Source organism: Priestia megaterium, assembly GCF_046599315.1.
Taxonomy (GTDB): Bacteria; Bacillota; Bacilli; order Bacillales; family Bacillaceae_H; genus Priestia; species Priestia megaterium_F.
Genome location: NZ_JBKIKC010000028.1, coordinates 24,531 through 42,874, shown reverse-complemented (window position 1 = coordinate 42,874; position 18,344 = coordinate 24,531). Strand labels below are relative to the sequence as shown.

Here is an 18,344-nt window from a genome sequence, read left to right as displayed (position 1 = left end):
AACTACTCTTAAGGCTTTTTTTATAACTTTTATACTATAAAAATGGCTATTTATCATAAATCGGCACTGAAATAACAAATAAATTAGTAGGCATCCCTTCGAAACAGCCCCATTACTTCTACTGTTTCCGTAATATTTACGAAAGCTTCAGGATCAACCGATTGAATTAACTGCTTGAGGTTTGCAAGCTCATAGCGTGAAATAACCGTCATTAATATTTTACGGTCTTCTCTTGAGTAAGCTCCTTCACCGTTCATTAACGTCACGCCACGCACCAAATTGGTAAGAAGCTGCTGCTTCATCTCTTCGCCTTTTCTCGTAATGATGGTTAGCGTGAGCTTAATATGGCGAGTATGAATCGCATCCACTACTTTTCCTGTAACAAAAATCGAAAGCATCGTGTATAAAGCCGCGTCCCAGTTCACGAAAAAACCTGAAACGAATACAACGACGGCATTCATCGCTGATAATATAGCGCCAAGCGGAAATTCTTTTTTATGCGTAAGAAGCATCGCAATAATATCAAATCCACCTGTCGAAGCTGACTGACGAAAGACAAACCCTACGCCAATTCCAGTTAAAACTCCTCCAAAAACAGCTGACAGAATAGGATCTGTACTAACAGCTCTCAAGGGAATCACGTATAAAGCAATTGATAAAGCCACAACGGACAGCAGCGTATGTAAAACAAACCGCTTTCCTAACTTCATAAAACCAATAATTAAAAGGGGTAAATTCAACAAAAAATTCATTGTTCCCGTGCTTGCAGGGGTTAAAATTCCTATAATCATAGCAATACCGCTAATACCGCTGCTTAGCACTTTATGGGGGATTAAAAACCAATTGTATGCAAATCCAATTAACACAGAACCTGCTATAATAGCAATTGCTCTATACATGATGTCCCTTCACCTCTTACCACAAATATAATGTTTTCGTTTATTGCTTCTTTATTATAATTCCTAAAATATTGAAAACCTTAAAAAAAGTATATTCAGAAATTTGCTGTGTTGGTGGGGTGGACAAACGGCAAAATAAGACGGACATAACGGCAATTAGCGTTTTTATATCCAGCTTTATCTGCTTTTTGTATGAGCACTCTAACTTTGTCTTTTTCTTGCTTATTCAAAATAAAAAGCTGCTTTCTTTACTAAGATAGCAGCTTTGATGAAGAGTTATTTTAATTTTAATACCGCCACGTTCTCCACATGCGTCGTATGCGGAAACATATCAACAGGCTGAACTTCAACCGTCTCATAGCCGCCTTTTTCTAAAATAGCTAGATCACGCGCAAGAGTTGCTGGTCCGCATGAAACATAGACAACTTTTTTAGGCTTCATATCGATGATAGTATTCAAAAGGGCTTCATCGCATCCTTTTCGCGGGGGGTCTACGACGATGACGTCGGCTTTAATGCCTTGTTTGTACCAGTTTGGAATGACGACTTCTGCTTCTCCTACTTCAAATTCAGCATTGTGAATACCGTTTAGCTCAGCATTGCGCTTTGCATCTTCAATCGCTTCAGGCACGATTTCAACGCCATATACTTTTTTCGCTTTTTGAGCGAGGAATAATGAGATCGTTCCGATTCCACAGTACGCGTCAATTACCGTTTCTTCTCCTGTTAAATCTGCATACTCGAGCGCTTTATCATACAGCACTTTCGTTTGCTCAGGATTTACTTGGTAGAATGACTTTGCTGAAATAGCAAATTTAACATCGCCGATATAGTCGTAAATATATTCTTCTCCCCAAAGTACGTTCGTTTGATTACCCAGAATGACGTTTGTACGCTTGTTGTTGACATTCTGAACAATTGATTTGACGTTCGGCATAGCATTAACAATATCTTCTATGATACGCTTTTTATTTGGCAGCTCAGCTGTACGAGTCACAATTACAACCATGATTTCACCCGTTACAAGCCCATAGCGCGCCATGATATGACGAAGCGTGCCTTTATGTTTTTGTTCTTGGTAAGCAGAAACGCCATGCTTTTCACAGATTGATTTGACAGCTTGAACAACATCATCATTTGCCTGCTGCTGAATCAAACAGGCATCCATGTTAATGATGTCGTGACTTCGCTGCTGGTAAAAACCAGCGACCAAACCGCCTTCCCGCTCTGCTACGGGAACTTGAGCTTTGTTTCGATAGCGCCAAGGGTCGTTCATTCCTAACGTTGAGTTTACTGGAACGTCAGGTAAATGACCAATTCGCGCCATGACATCTTTTACTTGCTTTTGTTTGAATTGTAGCTGTCCTTCATAGCTTACATGCTGCAGCTGACAGCCTCCGCACTGCTTATAGACTGGACAGGGTGCTTCTACACGCTGCTCACTAATTGTATGGTGCTTAATGAGCTTGCCAAACGCATAGCCTTTTTTTACTTTAATGACTTTTACTTGGCCGCTTTCGCCGGGCAGCGCATTTTGAACGAAAATAGGAAATCCGTCCACTTTCGCTACACCCGCTCCGTCATGCGTTAAATCTTCAAACGCAACATCTATATATTCATTTTTTTCTACAGGTGGTTTTAATTTTTCCATTTATCGTTACATCCTTTTAGTCATTTGAAAATGCTGAACTGATTGTACCATAAGAGCGAAAGCCAAACAAAGGAAAGCATGAAAAAAGATCGCAATTAGGCGATCTCATTTTTTTCCATTAATTCAGCTGTTGCTTTTGGAACAAAGATTTCTACATGACGATACAAGTTTACAAATTCCCCAGGCAATAACCCGCCGTACTCGCCATCTAGATTTAACTGCATTTTATCATTCGTATGAATTTTAACACGGTTCGCTTTTGTATAGATAATATGAGGATCATTGATATGTTCTCCTCGCAGCGCAAGTGTCGCAATTCGAATAAATTCAGCTAAATTTGCTTTCTTTAAAATAATTAAATCAAACATGCCGTCATCTAAAGAGGAATCTGGTGCCAGCTTTTCAAAACCGCCGACTGAGTTCGTTAAGGAAACGAGGAAGAACATAATCTCGCCGCCAAAGAATTTTCCGTCATACTCAATTTCAACAGATGTTGGTTTAATAGAAGGAAGCATTTCCATGCCTTTTAAATAGTACGCTAGCTGTCCAAGCATTGTTTTTAACTTGCTTGGCACTTCATACGTTAATTCAGTTAAACGGCCGCCTCCGGCGATATTTACAAAGTAATGCGTTTCTCCGTCGTTTGTTACACAGCCTAAATCAATTGGCTTCGTTACGCCTTCTACAATAACATCAATAGCGCCTTCAATCGTGCGCGGCACATTAATAGCACGAGCAAAGTCATTCGTTGTTCCAACAGGAATAATACCTAGCTGCGGACGATAGTCTTGTCCGGCAATACCGTTTACGACTTCATTGATCGTACCGTCTCCACCGGCTGCAATTACAACGTCAAAGCGGCGCTCTACCGCTACTTTAGCAGCTTCTGTTGCATCACCAGCGCAAGTTGTAGCATGACAAGATGTTTCGTAGCCTGCTTGCTCTAGCTTTTGCAAAACTTCCGGTAAGTTTTTCTTAAAAATTTCACGGCCCGATGTCGGGTTATAAATAATTCTCGCTCTTTTCATATTCATCATCCTAATAATGATAATTTGTCACAAATCTTTGCCTACTTTTATCAGTGAAAGAATGCCCCCTCACATTACGTCATCAACAAGAGGGGGCATGAACAAACATATTATAAAGAAATTAACCTTGATATACAATATTCACGTTTCCGTTTTTATTCATACCTTCCGCGCAATCGCTCTTACTCATAATAAATGTGAGATGGATACCCACCTCACATTTATTTATCAAATTTAGCGTTTATTAATTTCTTCTAAAAGAATTTTATTAACCATCGGTGGGTTCGCTTGGCCTTTTGAAGCTTTCATAATTTGACCAACTAAGAAGCCAATCGCACGATCCTTACCGTTTTTGAAATCTTCAATAGATTGAGGGTTTGCATCTAATGCATCTGTTACGAATTTACGTAAAGTTGCATCATCAGAAATTTGTACAAGACCTTTTTCTTTTACAATTTTCTTTGCATCTCCGCCATTTTCGATTAATTCTTTGAATACTTTTTTCGCAATTTTAGACGAAATTGTACCTTCTTGAATTAATTGAATCATACCAGCTAGGCCTTCAGGTGTTAGTGCTACATCTGAAAGTTCTTTTTGGTTTGAGTTTAAGTAAGCAGAAACTTCACCCATTAACCAGTTAGAAGATAGCTTTGCATCTCCGCCTGCAGCAAGTGTTGCTTCAAAGAAATCAGACATTTCTTTTGTTAGCGTTAATACCATTGCATCATAAGCAGGTAATCCAAGCTCTTCTACATAGCGCTTTTTACGAGCATCTGGAAGTTCAGGGATCGAAGCGCGAACGCGTTCTTTCCACTCTTCGTCGATGTGTAATTCTAATAAGTCAGGTTCTGGGAAGTAGCGATAGTCATCAGATCCTTCTTTTACACGCATAAGAATTGTTTCGCCCGTAGACTCATCAAAGCGGCGTGTTTCTTGCTCGATTAGACCGCCAGACAATAATACTTTCTCTTGACGAATTTCTTCGTGTTCAAGACCGCGGCGCACATAGTTAAATGAGTTTAAGTTCTTTAACTCAGCTTTTGTACCAAACTCTTCTTGTCCAACTGGGCGCAAAGAAATATTGGCATCACAGCGAAGTGAACCTTCTTCCATTTTACAGTCAGATACGCCTGTATATTGAATGATTGATTTTAATTTTTCTAAATAAGCATATGCCTCTTCAGGTGAACGCATATCTGCTTCCGATACAATCTCAATTAGAGGTGTACCTTGACGGTTGAAGTCTACTAGTGAATAGCCATCGCCTGTATGCGTTAACTTACCAGCATCTTCTTCTAAATGAAGTCGGTTGATACGAATGCGCTTCGTTTCACCTTTAACTTCTACTTCAATCCAACCGTTCTCACCAATTGGTTTATCAAATTGAGAGATTTGATAAGCTTTTGGATTATCCGGATAGAAATAGTTTTTACGGTCAAATTTTGTATCTGTTGCGATTTCACAGTTTAGCGCAAGCGCTGCTTTCATTGCAAAATCAACTGCTTCTTTGTTTAACACAGGTAATACGCCAGGATAACCTAAGTCAATTACACTTGTGTTAGCATTTGGAGCCGCACCAAATGCGTTTGGACTTGCCGAGAAAATTTTAGATTTTGTCTTAAGCTCAACGTGTACTTCAAGACCAATAATCGTTTCAAAGTTCATCTTTATCTCACCCCTTACAGTGCTGGTTTCGCTTTATGATGCTCAGTTGCTTGTTCGAATGCATGAGCAACACGATAGATTGTGCTTTCGTCGAAATGCTTACCGATAATTTGTAGACCTAATGGCAATCCATTTGATAAGCCGCAAGGCACAGAAATACCAGGTACTCCAGCAAGGTTTACTGGGATCGTTAAAATATCGTTTGCATACATTGTTAATGGATCATCTGTTTTCTCACCAATTTTGAATGATGGAGTTGGTGTAGTTGGTCCAATGATAACGTCATAGTTTTCAAATACAGACTCAAAGTCTTGCTTGATTAACGTACGTACTTGCTGTGCTTTTTTGTAGTAAGCATCATAATAACCAGAGCTTAACGCAAATGTTCCAAGCATGATACGGCGTTTTACTTCGTTTCCAAAGCCTTCGCTTCGAGACTGCTTGTACATTTCGATTAAGTTCTCAGCATTATCTGTACGATATCCGTAGCGAACGCCGTCAAAACGAGATAAGTTCGCAGACGCTTCAGAAGAAGATAATAGATAATACGTAGCTAATGCGTATTTAGAGTGTGGAAGCGATACTTCTTCCCAAGTTGCGCCCAGTCCTTCTAATACTTTTAGCGCATCTAAAACTGACTGGCGAGCTTCTTCGCCCACACCTTCGCCTAAGTATTCTTTTGGAACGGCAATTTTAAGACCTTTTACGTCACCTGTTAAAGCAGATACATAATCTGGTACATCAACATTGGCAGAAGTAGAATCCATTGGGTCTACGCCTGAAATTGCTTGAAGTAAGTATGCATTGTCTTCAACAGAGTTTGTGATTGGTCCGATTTGATCTAAAGAAGATGCAAATGCCACTAATCCGTAACGAGATATGCGACCATACGTTGGTTTTAATCCGACAACACCGCAATAAGCAGCTGGCTGACGAATTGAACCACCTGTATCAGAACCTAAAGAAAACGGAACTTCGCCTGCTGCTACAGCTGCAGCTGAACCGCCGCTAGATCCACCTGGTACGTAATCTAAATTCCATGGGTTGCGCGTTAACTGAAGACCTGAGTTTTCAGTTGAAGAACCCATTGCAAATTCATCCATATTTAATTTACCGATTGTTACCGCTTCAGCTGCCTGCAATTTTTGAACAACTGTTGCATCATAAATCGGATTAAAGTTTGCTAGAATTTTACTAGAGCAAGTTGTACGTAAATCTTTTGTGACAATATTATCTTTTACACCGATTGGCATACCAAATAATAAGCCAAATTCATCTTTTGTTTGTAATGCTTCATCTAGCTCTTTTGCATAAGCACGAGCATTGTCTTCATTAAGCGCTAAGAAAGCACCTACTTTATCATCTACTTCATTAATACGTTTGTATGATTCGTCTACTAAATCTTGTACACGTACTTCTTTCTTGTGTAAAAGGCTATGTAGTTCTGAAAGTTTACGATCAAATAGAGACATCGTAAAGCCTCCTTCCTTATTCTAAAATAGTTGGTACTCGAATGTAGCCATCCTTGTGGTCTGGCGCATTTTTTACTACATCTTCAATTGGTAAACCTTTAGCTGGCTTATCTTCACGCATTACGTTTTTCATATCCAATACGTGAGAAGTTGGTTTTACATTTGTAGTATCTAACTCATCTAATTGTTCTGCATATGTAATAATAGCATCTAATTGTTTTGTAAATAGTTCTGCTTCGTCATCCGTCACCGCAAGTCTCGCTAAGTTTGCAACGTGTTTTACTTGATCAACAGAAATTCTTGACATGTTCCTTCACCTCCGAATATTCGTCCCACTACAATATACTGATAATACCAAACTTCACTAGCAACAGGCAACATTTCTGAGACTAGTTCCTAAAATATTAAAAACCCTGCCAAACAAGACAGGGCTTACATTTATCCCTTCTATTTTATACCAAATCTATTTCGTTCAAACAACATTCCATAATTTCCCTCATCATAAAATATTTCTCTCTTGCATAGGTATAAAATAACCTTCTTTTTAGAAAAGATAGATAGAAAGAGAAACATGCTTTGAACACACCACCATGTTTTAATTTCACTAGTCTTTGGGAAAGTAAAGAAAACGAATAACTACTTTACCGTAAAAGAGGTGCTATAAAAATTGAATAAAATACTTATACAGTCAGTCATCCACCAGCGCCCTGTGTACCAGCAAAGCGGAAGATGGTTTGTATTAGATGAAGAATTCAAGTGGAATTTGACCACCTTGCAAAAAGATGTTTTTGCTTGTTTAAATAAAACCCTTCATATCCCTATACTCTTTTGTGATTCATGTGAAGCTAATAAAATTGTCTCCGCTCTTGGAGAAGAAGAAGCGGAATACCTGCAGTTTGCATCAGGCGTTTATTGGCGAGAAGTCGGTATTATATTTATTTTTAAATTTGATGAATATCTCCCGCTTGTTGAAACCATTTTTCATGAGCTGCGCCACTATATTCAAGATCACATTCCTTATTATCAAAAAGAATTTGAGCTCGATAAAAAGCGCCCGTATGAAGAGCGGACAACCGAACAAGATGCGTTTGTGTTTGCTACTTATTATCTTGCTAAGTTTACGAGACAAAATCCTCACGCCATTCCTTCATAAGGGATAAATTCATACAAATAGAAAAAGACACTGCTCTCGCAGTGTCTTTTTTGCTTACTCTTCGTAAATATGAACGAACGGCTTGTCTTCATCTGCTTTTCTAACAATGAGAGCTTCCGGCCCGCTTACTGAGTTAATCGAGATACTTGTTTCCATATATGAAGGGAAATGATCAAGCATTAAACCAGCAACGTACTGAGTAAACCCTACAATTTCACCTTTTCCGTAGAATTGTACAGGAATATCAATCGTCATTTTTTGAAGCTGTCCATCTTTGTAATACCCTTTCCCTACTACGCTTGTAAAGTTAGGGAAGTAGTCTTCGATTTGAGCTTTAAACTCATCAAATTTCATCGCGTCGTCTCGATGATCTTTCGTTGCATCTGATGATGGGAATAAATAATATTGCTCGTCTAAATTATCCCAGCTGCCAACGGCCGTATCATTTGAACCTGCATTTCCTACAGCCATAAAATTACCTGGTGTTAAAGAGGACTTAGCACTTTGTTTGAACAGCGCTACTCGAACTGGTACATTTTCTAAGCCTTTGATGTTTCGCATACGCTTAACAATCTCATCTGCCATTTGCTTTCCTTGCGCTTCAATCTCTTTATTTGTAAGCTTCACTTCACGAGCATAACCATTTTCTTCTGTATAATAATGGACAGAATTCATCGCTAGGCCAATTGTGACGCCTCCAAGTTTGACTTTGTCGTCTCCGTCTTGGATAAGATAGTCTTGTTCAGTAATGTTCGCTAAGTACATTGGACTTGTTTCGTTACGAGTTTTCAAATCGCCTTTTTCTGTATCAATTGGGTTTAACCCATTGTTTTTAAGCTTCTTTTTGGCCGTATCATCTTTTGCTTTGCTTTGAAGATCTTTAAACTGTTTATCACTCAGCTTACGACTTAACCATGAGCGAATGGTATCTTTATCAAGATACTGACCTTCTTGATACACATATTTTTTGGGAGAATAGCTATCTGTCGATAAGCGCATTAAACCTGTTTCAAATTCTTGTGCATCCAAGCGGTTATTTAAGTTTGCTGCTACTAAGCCTCTTGCCACTCCCGCTTTAAATGGAAGAATTGTTCGGTAATAATCATCTGAAATACTATACTTCGGAATAACTGCTTTTTCTTTCTTGTTGTTAGTTTGTTGAACAGTCTCTTTATCGTCCGAAAGATTCGGTGCACACGCTGAAGTTACAAGCATGACCGCAAGAGAAAGTAACAATATCTTTTTCAACTACACACACCTCTTATTTATTTAATTCCGTAAGTAGCCTTGCCTCATCCCATACTTCAATTTCAAGCTCGTTAGCTTTTGTCAGTTTGGAACCAGCCTCTTCTCCTGCCACAACAAGGTCTGTCTTTTTACTTACGCTTCCTGTGACTTTACCGCCAAGTGCTTCAATTTGTGCTTTTGCCTCATTGCGAGATAGCTGTTCAAGCTTACCTGTTAATACAACGGTTTTACCAGCAAAAACAGAATCTACATTTTCTACACTTACAAGCTTGGGCCCTTTGTATGTAAGGTTTACTCCATACTCTTTTAATTCATGTATAAGTTCTTGAACCTCTTCTTGTGTAAAGTAAGCGACAATAGCATCAGCCATTTTGGCACCAATTTCATTAATTGTCACTAATTCATCATACGTTGCTTTTGTTAACTTGTCTATGGTTTCAAAGTGCTGAGCTAACGTCTTTGCAGCTTTTGCTCCGACATGGCGAATGCCCAAACCAAAAAGCAAACGCTCAAGCGAATTTTCTTTAGATGCTTCGATAGCCGCAATCAAATTATCAGCAGATTTCTCCCCCATGCGCTCAAGCTCGATTAACTGCTGCTTTGTCAGCGTATAAATATCCGCTACATCTTTAATTAACTGTTCGCGAAATAATTGTGATATAACTTTTTCACCAAGTCCATCAATGTTCATCGCATTGCGGGACACAAAATGAATAAGTCCTTCACGAATTTGAGCAGGACAGCTTGGATTAATGCAGCGAAGCGCCACTTCTCCTTCTAAACGCACCAGCTCACTTTCGCATTCCGGACAGTGCGTAGGCATCGTAAACTCTTGCTCTTTTCCCGTTCGCTTCTCCTCAATCACATTCATTACTTCAGGAATGATATCTCCTGCTTTTTTGACTACGACATAATCTCCAATGCGAATGTCTTTTTCACGAATCAAATCTTCATTGTGAAGAGAAGCACGCTGTACCGTCGTGCCCGCTACTTGAACCGGCTCCAAAATAGCCGTCGGCGTAATGACACCTGTCCGCCCTACCGTCAGCTCAATATTTACAAGCTTGGTTACAACTTCTTCAGCAGGAAATTTATAAGCAATAGCCCAGCGTGGACTCTTAGCTGTTGTTCCAAGCTCAGCCTGCTGATCAAATGAATCTACTTTTACGACAATGCCGTCAATATCATAAGATAGTTCTGGACGTTTCGTTTGCCAACTTTCGATATAGGCAATTACATCATCAATCGTTTCACACGTCTGTCTTTCTTTATTTGTTTTAAAGCCAAGCTCATCGAGTAAATTCAAACTTTCGCTGTGAGCGTCAATTTCTAATTCTCCTGTATCAGTCATGGCATACACAAAGATATCTAAATTACGTTTTGCCGCAACTTTAGGATCTAGCTGACGCAGTGAACCCGCAGCTGCGTTACGAGGATTAGCAAACGGAACTTCATCTCTTTCCATTTTTGCTTCATTAAGTGCTTCAAATGATTTTCTAGGCATAAATGCTTCTCCGCGAACTTCCATTGATAGCGGTTCTTTAATTCGCAGTGGAATCGATCGAATTGTTTTTAGATTTTCAGTAATATTTTCACCGACCGTACCGTCTCCGCGCGTAGCACCCAGCACTAGGTATCCATCTTCATAGCGAAGAGATACAGCAAGACCGTCAATTTTAAGTTCACATACATAAGAAAACTCATCTCCAACGGCTTGGCGCACTCGGCGATCAAAATCTCGAAGATCTTCTTCATTAAATGCATTTCCTAAACTTAGCATAGACGTTTGATGCTGAACCTTCTCAAACGCATCGAGCACTTGGCCGCCGATGCGCTGAGTAGGTGAGTCAGCTGTTTTTAATTCTGGAAAGGATTCTTCTATCTCAATTAACTCATTCATTAATTTATCGTATTCTGCATCTGGAACAGATGGCTGATCTAACACATAATATTCATAACCATATTGATTTAATAAGTCACGTAATTCTTGAACGCGTAATTTTGCTGTCTCAAACTCCATATTCTAGCTCCTTTTCACGATTACACTTTCGTAACCGGGGCAAATTTAGCAAGCAGTCTTTTTACACCTGTAGGACTAGGAAAAGCAATGTCTAATTCTTTTGAGTCTCCTTCTCCTTTTACACTTACAACTGTACCAATTCCCCATTTTTTGTGCTCGGCCTTATCTCCAACGCTCCATCCAATTGATTCACTGCCTGTTGACACAAGCTTGGTTTTTGCCACGGCCGCTTGTCGGCGCGCTGCAAACGGCGAAGATGAAGCTCCGGAACGACCAACCGCAGGTTTGCGCATCGTTTCATTTAAAGATTCTACTAGATCGCTTGGGATTTCTCCAATGAAGCGCGATTTTGGATTGACGTTTGTTTTACCAAATAGTGTACGCATTTGAGCATTTAATAAATACAATTCTTGTTCAGCACGTGTAATCCCTACGTAGGCTAAGCGTCGTTCTTCTTCCATTTCATTATCTTCGAATAATGATCGGCTATGAGGGAATACGCCTTCTTCCATGCCCATTAGAAAAACAACTGGGAACTCTAGACCTTTTGCTGAGTGAAGCGTCATCAGAATCACTTGTTCGTTCTCTTCTTCTTCCTCGTCATCAAGCTTATCAATATCCGCAACAAGCGCTAAATCGGTTAAGAATGCTACTAGGCTTTTATCTTCGCTTGCTTCTTCAAACGTTTTTGTTACAGATAAAAACTCATCAATATTCTCTAAGCGGCTTTGTGCTTCAATTGTTTTTTCAACTTTAAGCGCTTCACGGTACCCTGTTCTTTCTAATACTTGTTCCACAAGCTCTGTTACAGACATATAGTCTTGCATTTGAGCTAAGTTCGAAATCATCGATTGGAAATCACGAAGGGCCTTTGTTGCTTTGCCTGTTAATCCCATCAACTCTACTTCATCAAGTGCTTTAAAAATAGAAATGTTATGAACGTTTCCGTAATTAGCCACTTTATCAACTGAAGTGGCTCCAACTCCGCGCTTTGGAACGTTCACAATACGAGCTAAGCTAATGTCATCATCTTGGTTGGCAATTAAGCGCAAGTATGCAAGCAAATCCTTAATCTCTTTGCGGTCGTAGAACTTAATACCGCCGACAATTGTATAATTAATATTGGATTTTAACAGTACTTCCTCCATCACACGCGACTGTGCATTTGTACGATACAAAATGGCAAAATCGCTGTATTTACGTTTTCCGCTGTCTACTGCTTCTTTAATTTTACTTGCTACAAACTGTGCTTCATCATGCTCGCTCATGGCTTGATAATGATAAATCTTCTGACCTTCATCGTTTTCTGTCCATAAGTTTTTCACTTTACGATTCATATTGTTTGCAATGACGCCGTTTGCTGCAGCCAAAATGGTTTTTGTTGAACGATAATTTTGTTCAAGCAAAATGGTTTTGGCTTTTGGATAATCTTTTTCAAATGACAAGATATTCGTAATATCAGCCCCGCGCCAGCGGTAAATAGACTGATCTGAATCCCCTACTACACAAACATTTTCAAATCGTGCAGCTAGCAAACGAACCAGCATATATTGCGCATGGTTGGTATCTTGATACTCGTCCACATGAATATATTGAAACTTGCGCTGATAGTAAGTTAACACTTCAGGAACTCGTTTAAATAACTGAATCGTTGTCATGATTAAATCATCAAAATCGAGCGCTTGGTTTTTCTTTAAGCGCTTTTCATACTCTTTGTAGACTTTACTTACAACTTCTTCATATGGTCCCGCTGCTGTTTTATCAAACTCTTCCGCTACTTTCAGTTCATTTTTAGCTGAACTAATGCTTCCTAATAGCGAGCGCGGATCGAATTTTTTTGGATCGATGTTTTGATCTTTTAAAATGTTTTTAATAACAGAAAGCTGATCCGTTGAATCTAAAATCGTAAAGTTACGATTGAAGCCAATACGATCAATATCTCTTCGTAAAATACGTACGCACATTGAGTGGAACGTTGAAATCCAAATATCTTCCGCTACTCCGCCAACGATACTTCCCACACGCTCTCTCATTTCGCGAGCTGCTTTGTTTGTAAAGGTAATGGCTAAAATATTCCAAGGTGCAACCTCTTTTTCCGCCATTAAAAACGCAATTCGGTGCGTTAATACACGCGTTTTTCCACTTCCTGCACCGGCCATAAGTAATAATGGCCCGTCTGTTGTTTTAACTGCCTCTTGCTGCTGAGGGTTTAGTCCTGTTAATAATTTTTCACTTAAAAAATTCACGTTTTCACCGCCTATATCGAACGTATATTCTCTATTCTACTTTATTTATTTTTCACTGTGCAATATTCTTTTTTACCGCTTTTACAGTTTTCAACGCTTCGGATAGATCTGTATAAATAACATTTCCTACAATAACCGTATCCGCTAGCTCTCCCATCTCACTCGCCTGCTCTTTTGTCTCAATACCTCCACCATAAAATAACTTCGTCTCATTTAGTGAATTTTTCACTTCTGCTACTAATTCAGGGTCTCCATACGTTCCGCTGTATTCTAGATAAAAGACGGGCAAATGAAACATGCGTTCAGCCATACAAGCATACGCTACAACGTCTTCTGCATCCAAATCGGTTTTCGCTTCTGTTAGCGCAGCCACTTTTGCTTCGGGATTAAGTACGCAGTATCCTTCTACAAAAATTTCATCCCAGTCCATGATCTCTCCGTATTCCTTCATCGCCGCATGATGCAAATCAACAATCCATTTTGGGTCTTGGCTGTTTAAAACGGTCGGAATAAAATAAGAATCAAAACCAGGTGTCACAGAGTCAATAGTTGATACTTCTAGGGCACATGGTACCGTGTAGCGTCGAATGCGCATTAACAGCTGCAGTACATTATCTAAAGTCACTCCATCAGACCCTCCGACAAGAACCGCATCCGTGCCCGACTCGCAAATTTTTTCTAAATCTGCATCTGAAATCTCTTTATTGGGATCTAATTTAAAGACATGTCTCCACTCTTTAATATCGTACATATAGGTTCCTCCATTTCTTTACACTTAAAAGTCGCGCTCGTCCATTTGTTCATTATAACAAAACTAAGAGGGTGAAATGAAAGGAAAACTGAAGTTTTCATCACGTTTTTTGTTTTCAAAAAATATGTATGAAAGATACGGTTTTATTCTCAAATCCCCGAAAAAACCATCACAAAAAAAGCCCATTTTGCACAAGGTTATTGTTTCTCTGCATAGGATATGCTAATATATAGCTACTAAAATTCATATGATATACGCTGAAGGATCAATAGTACTTAAATCCTCTTCACAAAGCGAACTAGGGACGGTGGGAGCCTAGAGAATGGTTTAAGGAAAAGGCAATCTGGAGTATATACAGACGAAGGTGGATACATTTTGTATCAACCAGGGTGGAACCGCGGGAAAAACTCTCGTCCCTGGGCATATTGCTGATATGCCCAGGGACGAGAGTTTTTTTGTACCCGCTCTTTTTGTTTCGCTTGAATCTACCATTTACAGGAGGAATTAGAATGTCAAAAACAATGGATCAAATCGTATCTCACGCTAAACATCGCGGCTTTGTATTTCAAGGTTCTGAAATTTACGGCGGCCTTGCAAATACATGGGATTACGGCCCGCTTGGCGTAGAATTAAAAAACAATATTAAAAAAGCATGGTGGAAAAAATTCATTCAAGAATCTCCATACAATGTTGGATTAGACGCTGCGATTTTAATGAATCCAAAAACATGGGAAGCTTCTGGTCACTTAGGCAACTTTAATGACCCAATGATCGACTGTAAGGATTGTAAAGCTCGTCACCGCGCCGATAAGTTAATTGAAGAAAAGCTTCAAGAAAAAGGCATTGAAATGATCGTAGACGGTCTTTCATTTGATGCGATGGCTGACTTAATTAAAGAGCACGAAATTACATGTCCTGAGTGTGGTTCAGCTAACTTCACTGAAATTCGTCAATTCAACTTAATGTTCAAAACGCACCAGGGTGTTACAGAAACATCAACAAATGAAATTTACCTTCGTCCTGAAACAGCTCAAGGAATTTTCGTAAACTTCAAAAACGTTCAGCGCTCAATGCGTAAAAAGCTGCCATTCGGTATCGGCCAAGTGGGTAAAAGCTTCCGTAACGAAATTACACCTGGTAACTTCACATTCCGTACGCGTGAATTTGAACAAATGGAACTGGAATTCTTCTGCAAACCAGGCACTGAATTAGAGTGGTTTAACTACTGGAAAGAAACATGTAACAAATGGCTTCTTTCTCTTGGTATGAAAGAAGAAAACGTTCGCCTTCGCGACCATGATGAAGATGAACTTTCTCACTACAGTAATGCAACAACAGACTTTGAATACAAGTTCCCATTCGGCTGGGGCGAATTATGGGGCGTAGCTTCTCGTACAGACTACGACTTAAAGCAGCATATGGAACACTCTGGAGAAGACTTCCAATATGTTGATCAAGAAACAAACGAGCGCTATGTACCTTACTGCATCGAACCTTCTTTAGGCGCTGACCGTGTAACATTAGCTTACATGATTGATGCGTATGAAGAAGAAACGTTAGAAGACGGCTCTTCTCGTACAGTGATGCAGCTTCACCCTGCTTTAGCACCATTTAAAGCTGCTGTGTTACCACTTTCTAAAAAGCTTTCTAACGAAGCTCGCGCTGTTTTTGAAGATTTAGCAAAACACTTTATGATTGACTATGATGATGCTGGTTCAATCGGTAAACGTTATCGCCGCCATGATGAAATCGGTACGCCGTTCTGTATTACATTCGATTTCGATTCACTAGAAGACAATCAAGTAACAATCCGTAACCGCGATACAATGGAACAAAAACGTGTAGCGATTAGCGACCTTAAAAATATCATTGAAGAAGCAACTCAATTTTAATTAAAAAAATAAGCGTATGGCTGCTTCAGCCATACGCTTTATTTTTGATTTGAATCTTCTTGAAGGCGTTCTAATACCATTTGATACGCATCGCTTCCATAATTCAAGCAGCGTTTAACACGGGAAATAGTCGCTGTGCTTGCTCCAGTTTCCGTCTCGATTTTATGATACGTGTTGCCTTCTCTTAGCATTCTTGCTACTTCTAAGCGCTGTGCTAATGATTGAATTTCATTAACTGTACATAGGTCATCAAAAAATTGATAGCATTCTTCAATGTTTTCTAATGATAAAATCGCTTGAAATAGCTGATCTAATTCTTTTCCTCGTAGTTTGTTGATTTGCATCGTATCGAACTCCTTTATCATTGGCTTTCTTTACTGGTTGTTTTTATCTATAAAATACAGTTTCTATATTTATTTGCACATACATTCATTCTGTATGAAGACAGCCAATTTCATACAAATTTCAAATTCCTTTGATACTTTTATATTTTAACGCATTATAGACGGAAAAAGTACTTTTTTATTCATAACATCATAAATTCCTACTGGCGTAATGCGAATGTAAGGTAAATGTGTAGACGAAAAGAACAGCAGTGAATAGACAGGATCATCGTGTTTGTATCCTCGTTCACCTAACACTTTCTTTAGTTCCATCTCTCGTTTACTTAACTCCTCCATCGGCAGATTCGACATGACTCCTTTTAACGGAAGGTCCAGTTCATATACTACCTTCTCATCTTCTGTAATGACAATACCGCCTCCAATTTCTTTCATACGTTTAAATGCAAACATCATATCTTTTTTCGATTTTCCAATTAAAATAAAATCACCCGTATTTGAAAATGAACTTGCCAGTCCCGATACATTTGTCGCAAATCCTTTTAAAAGCGTATTAATCCTCCACTTGCCTTCTCGGTCCACCAGCACTAAAAAACTTTCATCGTGATCAGACGCTAATACATCTCCGCTCACATTCAAGTGAATCGAATACGGCTCCATAATAACGGCGTTTTTCATCTTTACGCCTACTGGCATTGAGAATTGAAAATCGTCCATCGTTAAATCAAAGTCTAACTGTAACGGTGAAAAACCAAACTTTTTCCAAGGAAATTCTACTGAGGCTAACGCTTGTTCTTTGCCTTCTTTTTTCATCCACTTTCCTTTTGCTAGCACAGCTACCGGAGTAGGCTGCATAGGATCTTCTAAAATATTAATATTGGCTACACAGCCTGTTGCTACATGCCCGTGCAAATGTTCCATGTTGTAATAGCGAGCAATATTTACAGACACCATATTGTAAGCATCTAATACGGGAACCCCTTCTGCAATCGCTAATGTAATTAACATATCTGAAACACCATTTTGATAAAACGAAGGCGGAGAGCCGTCTGTATTCATCGTAATATGGTCAAAATAATCTACCTGCAGCTCTTTTAACTCCTGCAGCAATTTTGGCAAATCCGGCCGAATCGAAGAGTGGCGCAAAGCGACGTCATAACCTTGTGTTAACCGAGCCACAACATCTTTCCCTGTCATGGACTCATGATCGCTGTCTGCTCCGAGTAATTTCATTTTTGCCAGCGTAAAGGCTGATGCCCCTGGAAAGTGTCCTTCAATATGCTTTCTCATCCGCTTTGTCTCCTGAACCCAGTGAAGCATTAAATCATCTCCATCTAACAGTTTCGGCCAACTTGTCAGTTCGCCTCCTTGTAAGACAGCTTCATTTTGTAGCCAAGAAGTAATATTTGTATGTGAAAAGATATCGGCCTCTTCATCAATTTCCGTCTGTGAATCAAATCTGCACCACCAATAAAGTGATTGTGGTAACGTTTTCATTTCTTCGATCAAAGAAAATGCCGTTTTTTGTTCAAGCTGTAAAGCCAGAATTAAATTATCATTGAATAAAGTTGTTGTTCCATGCTTGGCTGCATATTGGGAAAAAGTCTGGGGATTATATAACTGAAACGGGTGAACATGCGGCTCAATATACCCAGGAACCACATATTTCTTACTGCAGTCTATAATCTCTGTAGAAGCATCTGTATACTTAGGCATCTCTGCGCCAACGTATACAATACGATCTTGGTAAACCCAAATATGTGCTTTTTTCCACTGCTTCATTCGAGCGTTCAAATATGTTGCGTCTTTTAAGACAATAGTTGGTGCTTTTTGACCGTTTAACACTAACAGCTGCTGTCTAATATGTTTGCTTTTCCAGCGGTATCTTTGTTCCGGCATGCTAAATTCCCCCTAATTTACTATGTATTTTTATCGTAACATATCCACGATGTAAACGCATTCAGAAACTGTTATTAATT

At 39.3% G+C, this 18,344-nt stretch carries 14 protein-coding genes; 2 read left to right on the top strand and 12 right to left on the bottom strand.

Annotated features, from left to right (window positions below; translation table 11 throughout):
* Positions 1 to 83 precede the first annotated feature (83 nt).
* The 6 genes from ACLHDF_RS32050 to gatC all read right to left on the bottom strand — a co-directional run bounded on the left by ACLHDF_RS32050 (position 84) and on the right by gatC (position 7,021).
* Positions 84 to 899: a YitT family protein gene (locus ACLHDF_RS32050; RefSeq protein WP_013055060.1), complete on the bottom strand. Its 816-nt coding sequence runs from the start codon at positions 897 to 899 to the stop codon at positions 84 to 86.
* 276 nt (positions 900 to 1,175) lie between these two features.
* A complete protein-coding gene (gene rlmD / locus ACLHDF_RS32045; protein WP_413922349.1) occupies positions 1,176 to 2,549 on the bottom strand; it encodes a 23S rRNA (uracil(1939)-C(5))-methyltransferase RlmD in 1,374 nt (457 codons plus the stop codon).
* Between the two features lie 95 nt (positions 2,550 to 2,644).
* The gene (locus tag ACLHDF_RS32040; protein ID WP_016762783.1) at positions 2,645 to 3,577 is read right to left on the bottom strand and encodes a diacylglycerol kinase; all 933 of its coding nucleotides are present in this window, start codon (positions 3,575 to 3,577) and stop codon (positions 2,645 to 2,647) included.
* 234 nt (positions 3,578 to 3,811) lie between these two features.
* Positions 3,812 to 5,242: an Asp-tRNA(Asn)/Glu-tRNA(Gln) amidotransferase subunit GatB gene (gene gatB / locus ACLHDF_RS32035; protein WP_013055057.1), complete on the bottom strand. Its 1,431-nt coding sequence runs from the start codon at positions 5,240 to 5,242 to the stop codon at positions 3,812 to 3,814.
* A 14-nt stretch (positions 5,243 to 5,256) separates the two neighbouring features.
* A complete protein-coding gene (gene gatA / locus ACLHDF_RS32030) occupies positions 5,257 to 6,714 on the bottom strand; it encodes an Asp-tRNA(Asn)/Glu-tRNA(Gln) amidotransferase subunit GatA (RefSeq protein ID WP_413922348.1) in 1,458 nt (485 codons plus the stop codon).
* A 16-nt stretch (positions 6,715 to 6,730) separates the two neighbouring features.
* A complete protein-coding gene (gatC, locus tag ACLHDF_RS32025; RefSeq protein ID WP_013055055.1) occupies positions 6,731 to 7,021 on the bottom strand; it encodes an Asp-tRNA(Asn)/Glu-tRNA(Gln) amidotransferase subunit GatC in 291 nt (96 codons plus the stop codon).
* A gap of 360 nt (positions 7,022 to 7,381) precedes the next feature.
* Here gatC and ACLHDF_RS32020 point away from each other — a divergent pair, with 360 nt between their 5' ends.
* On the top strand, positions 7,382 to 7,867 hold the full coding sequence (locus tag ACLHDF_RS32020; protein WP_413922347.1) for a DUF3920 family protein: 486 nt from the start codon (positions 7,382 to 7,384) through the stop codon (positions 7,865 to 7,867).
* Between the two features lie 54 nt (positions 7,868 to 7,921).
* Here ACLHDF_RS32020 and ACLHDF_RS32015 read toward each other — a convergent pair whose 3' ends face one another.
* From ACLHDF_RS32015 to ACLHDF_RS32000, 4 genes are read right to left on the bottom strand one after another with little or no spacing between them, the layout of a single operon-like run.
* The gene (locus tag ACLHDF_RS32015; protein ID WP_413922346.1) at positions 7,922 to 9,115 is read right to left on the bottom strand and encodes a CamS family sex pheromone protein; all 1,194 of its coding nucleotides are present in this window, start codon (positions 9,113 to 9,115) and stop codon (positions 7,922 to 7,924) included.
* Positions 9,116 to 9,128: 13 nt separating this feature from the next.
* Positions 9,129 to 11,135: an NAD-dependent DNA ligase LigA gene (gene ligA, locus ACLHDF_RS32010; protein ID WP_413922345.1), complete on the bottom strand. Its 2,007-nt coding sequence runs from the start codon at positions 11,133 to 11,135 to the stop codon at positions 9,129 to 9,131.
* Positions 11,136 to 11,155: 20 nt separating this feature from the next.
* Positions 11,156 to 13,381 carry a DNA helicase PcrA gene (pcrA, locus tag ACLHDF_RS32005; protein ID WP_413922344.1) on the bottom strand — a complete coding sequence of 742 codons (2,226 nt, stop codon included), beginning with the start codon at positions 13,379 to 13,381 and terminating at the stop codon, positions 11,156 to 11,158.
* A 52-nt stretch (positions 13,382 to 13,433) separates the two neighbouring features.
* Positions 13,434 to 14,132 (bottom strand): heptaprenylglyceryl phosphate synthase, encoded by a 699-nt coding sequence (locus ACLHDF_RS32000; RefSeq protein ID WP_413922343.1) that lies wholly within the window; start codon positions 14,130 to 14,132, stop codon positions 13,434 to 13,436.
* 509 nt (positions 14,133 to 14,641) lie between these two features.
* Between ACLHDF_RS32000 and ACLHDF_RS31995 the strand changes: the two genes are divergently transcribed.
* The gene (locus tag ACLHDF_RS31995; protein ID WP_413922342.1) at positions 14,642 to 16,024 is read left to right on the top strand and encodes a glycine--tRNA ligase; all 1,383 of its coding nucleotides are present in this window, start codon (positions 14,642 to 14,644) and stop codon (positions 16,022 to 16,024) included.
* A gap of 38 nt (positions 16,025 to 16,062) precedes the next feature.
* Here the strand turns inward: ACLHDF_RS31995 and ACLHDF_RS31990 are convergent, their stop codons facing one another.
* Both ACLHDF_RS31990 and ACLHDF_RS31985 read right to left on the bottom strand, forming a co-directional pair.
* Positions 16,063 to 16,368 (bottom strand): YerC/YecD family TrpR-related protein, encoded by a 306-nt coding sequence (locus tag ACLHDF_RS31990; RefSeq protein ID WP_013055048.1) that lies wholly within the window; start codon positions 16,366 to 16,368, stop codon positions 16,063 to 16,065.
* A gap of 147 nt (positions 16,369 to 16,515) precedes the next feature.
* The gene (locus tag ACLHDF_RS31985; RefSeq protein ID WP_413922341.1) at positions 16,516 to 18,264 is read right to left on the bottom strand and encodes an adenine deaminase C-terminal domain-containing protein; all 1,749 of its coding nucleotides are present in this window, start codon (positions 18,262 to 18,264) and stop codon (positions 16,516 to 16,518) included.
* Positions 18,265 to 18,344: the final 80 nt, after the last annotated feature.

Bases quoted from the DNA above. Each gene is read 5' to 3' on its own strand.
- ligA (WP_413922345.1), bottom strand. From the start codon at position 11,135: ATGGAGTTTGAGACAGCAAAATTACGCGTTCAAGAATTACGTGACTTA.
- ACLHDF_RS31990 (WP_013055048.1), bottom strand. From the start codon at position 16,368: ATGCAAATCAACAAACTACGAGGAAAAGAATTAGATCAGCTATTTCAA.
- ACLHDF_RS31985 (WP_413922341.1), bottom strand. From the start codon at position 18,264: ATGCCGGAACAAAGATACCGCTGGAAAAGCAAACATATTAGACAGCAG.
- ACLHDF_RS32000 (WP_413922343.1), bottom strand. From the start codon at position 14,132: ATGTACGATATTAAAGAGTGGAGACATGTCTTTAAATTAGATCCCAAT.
- ACLHDF_RS31995 (WP_413922342.1), top strand. From the start codon at position 14,642: ATGTCAAAAACAATGGATCAAATCGTATCTCACGCTAAACATCGCGGC.
- rlmD (WP_413922349.1), bottom strand. From the start codon at position 2,549: ATGGAAAAATTAAAACCACCTGTAGAAAAAAATGAATATATAGATGTT.
- ACLHDF_RS32050 (WP_013055060.1), bottom strand. From the start codon at position 899: ATGTATAGAGCAATTGCTATTATAGCAGGTTCTGTGTTAATTGGATTT.
- ACLHDF_RS32040 (WP_016762783.1), bottom strand. From the start codon at position 3,577: ATGAAAAGAGCGAGAATTATTTATAACCCGACATCGGGCCGTGAAATT.
- gatA (WP_413922348.1), bottom strand. From the start codon at position 6,714: ATGTCTCTATTTGATCGTAAACTTTCAGAACTACATAGCCTTTTACAC.
- gatC (WP_013055055.1), bottom strand. From the start codon at position 7,021: ATGTCAAGAATTTCTGTTGATCAAGTAAAACACGTTGCAAACTTAGCG.
- gatB (WP_013055057.1), bottom strand. From the start codon at position 5,242: ATGAACTTTGAAACGATTATTGGTCTTGAAGTACACGTTGAGCTTAAG.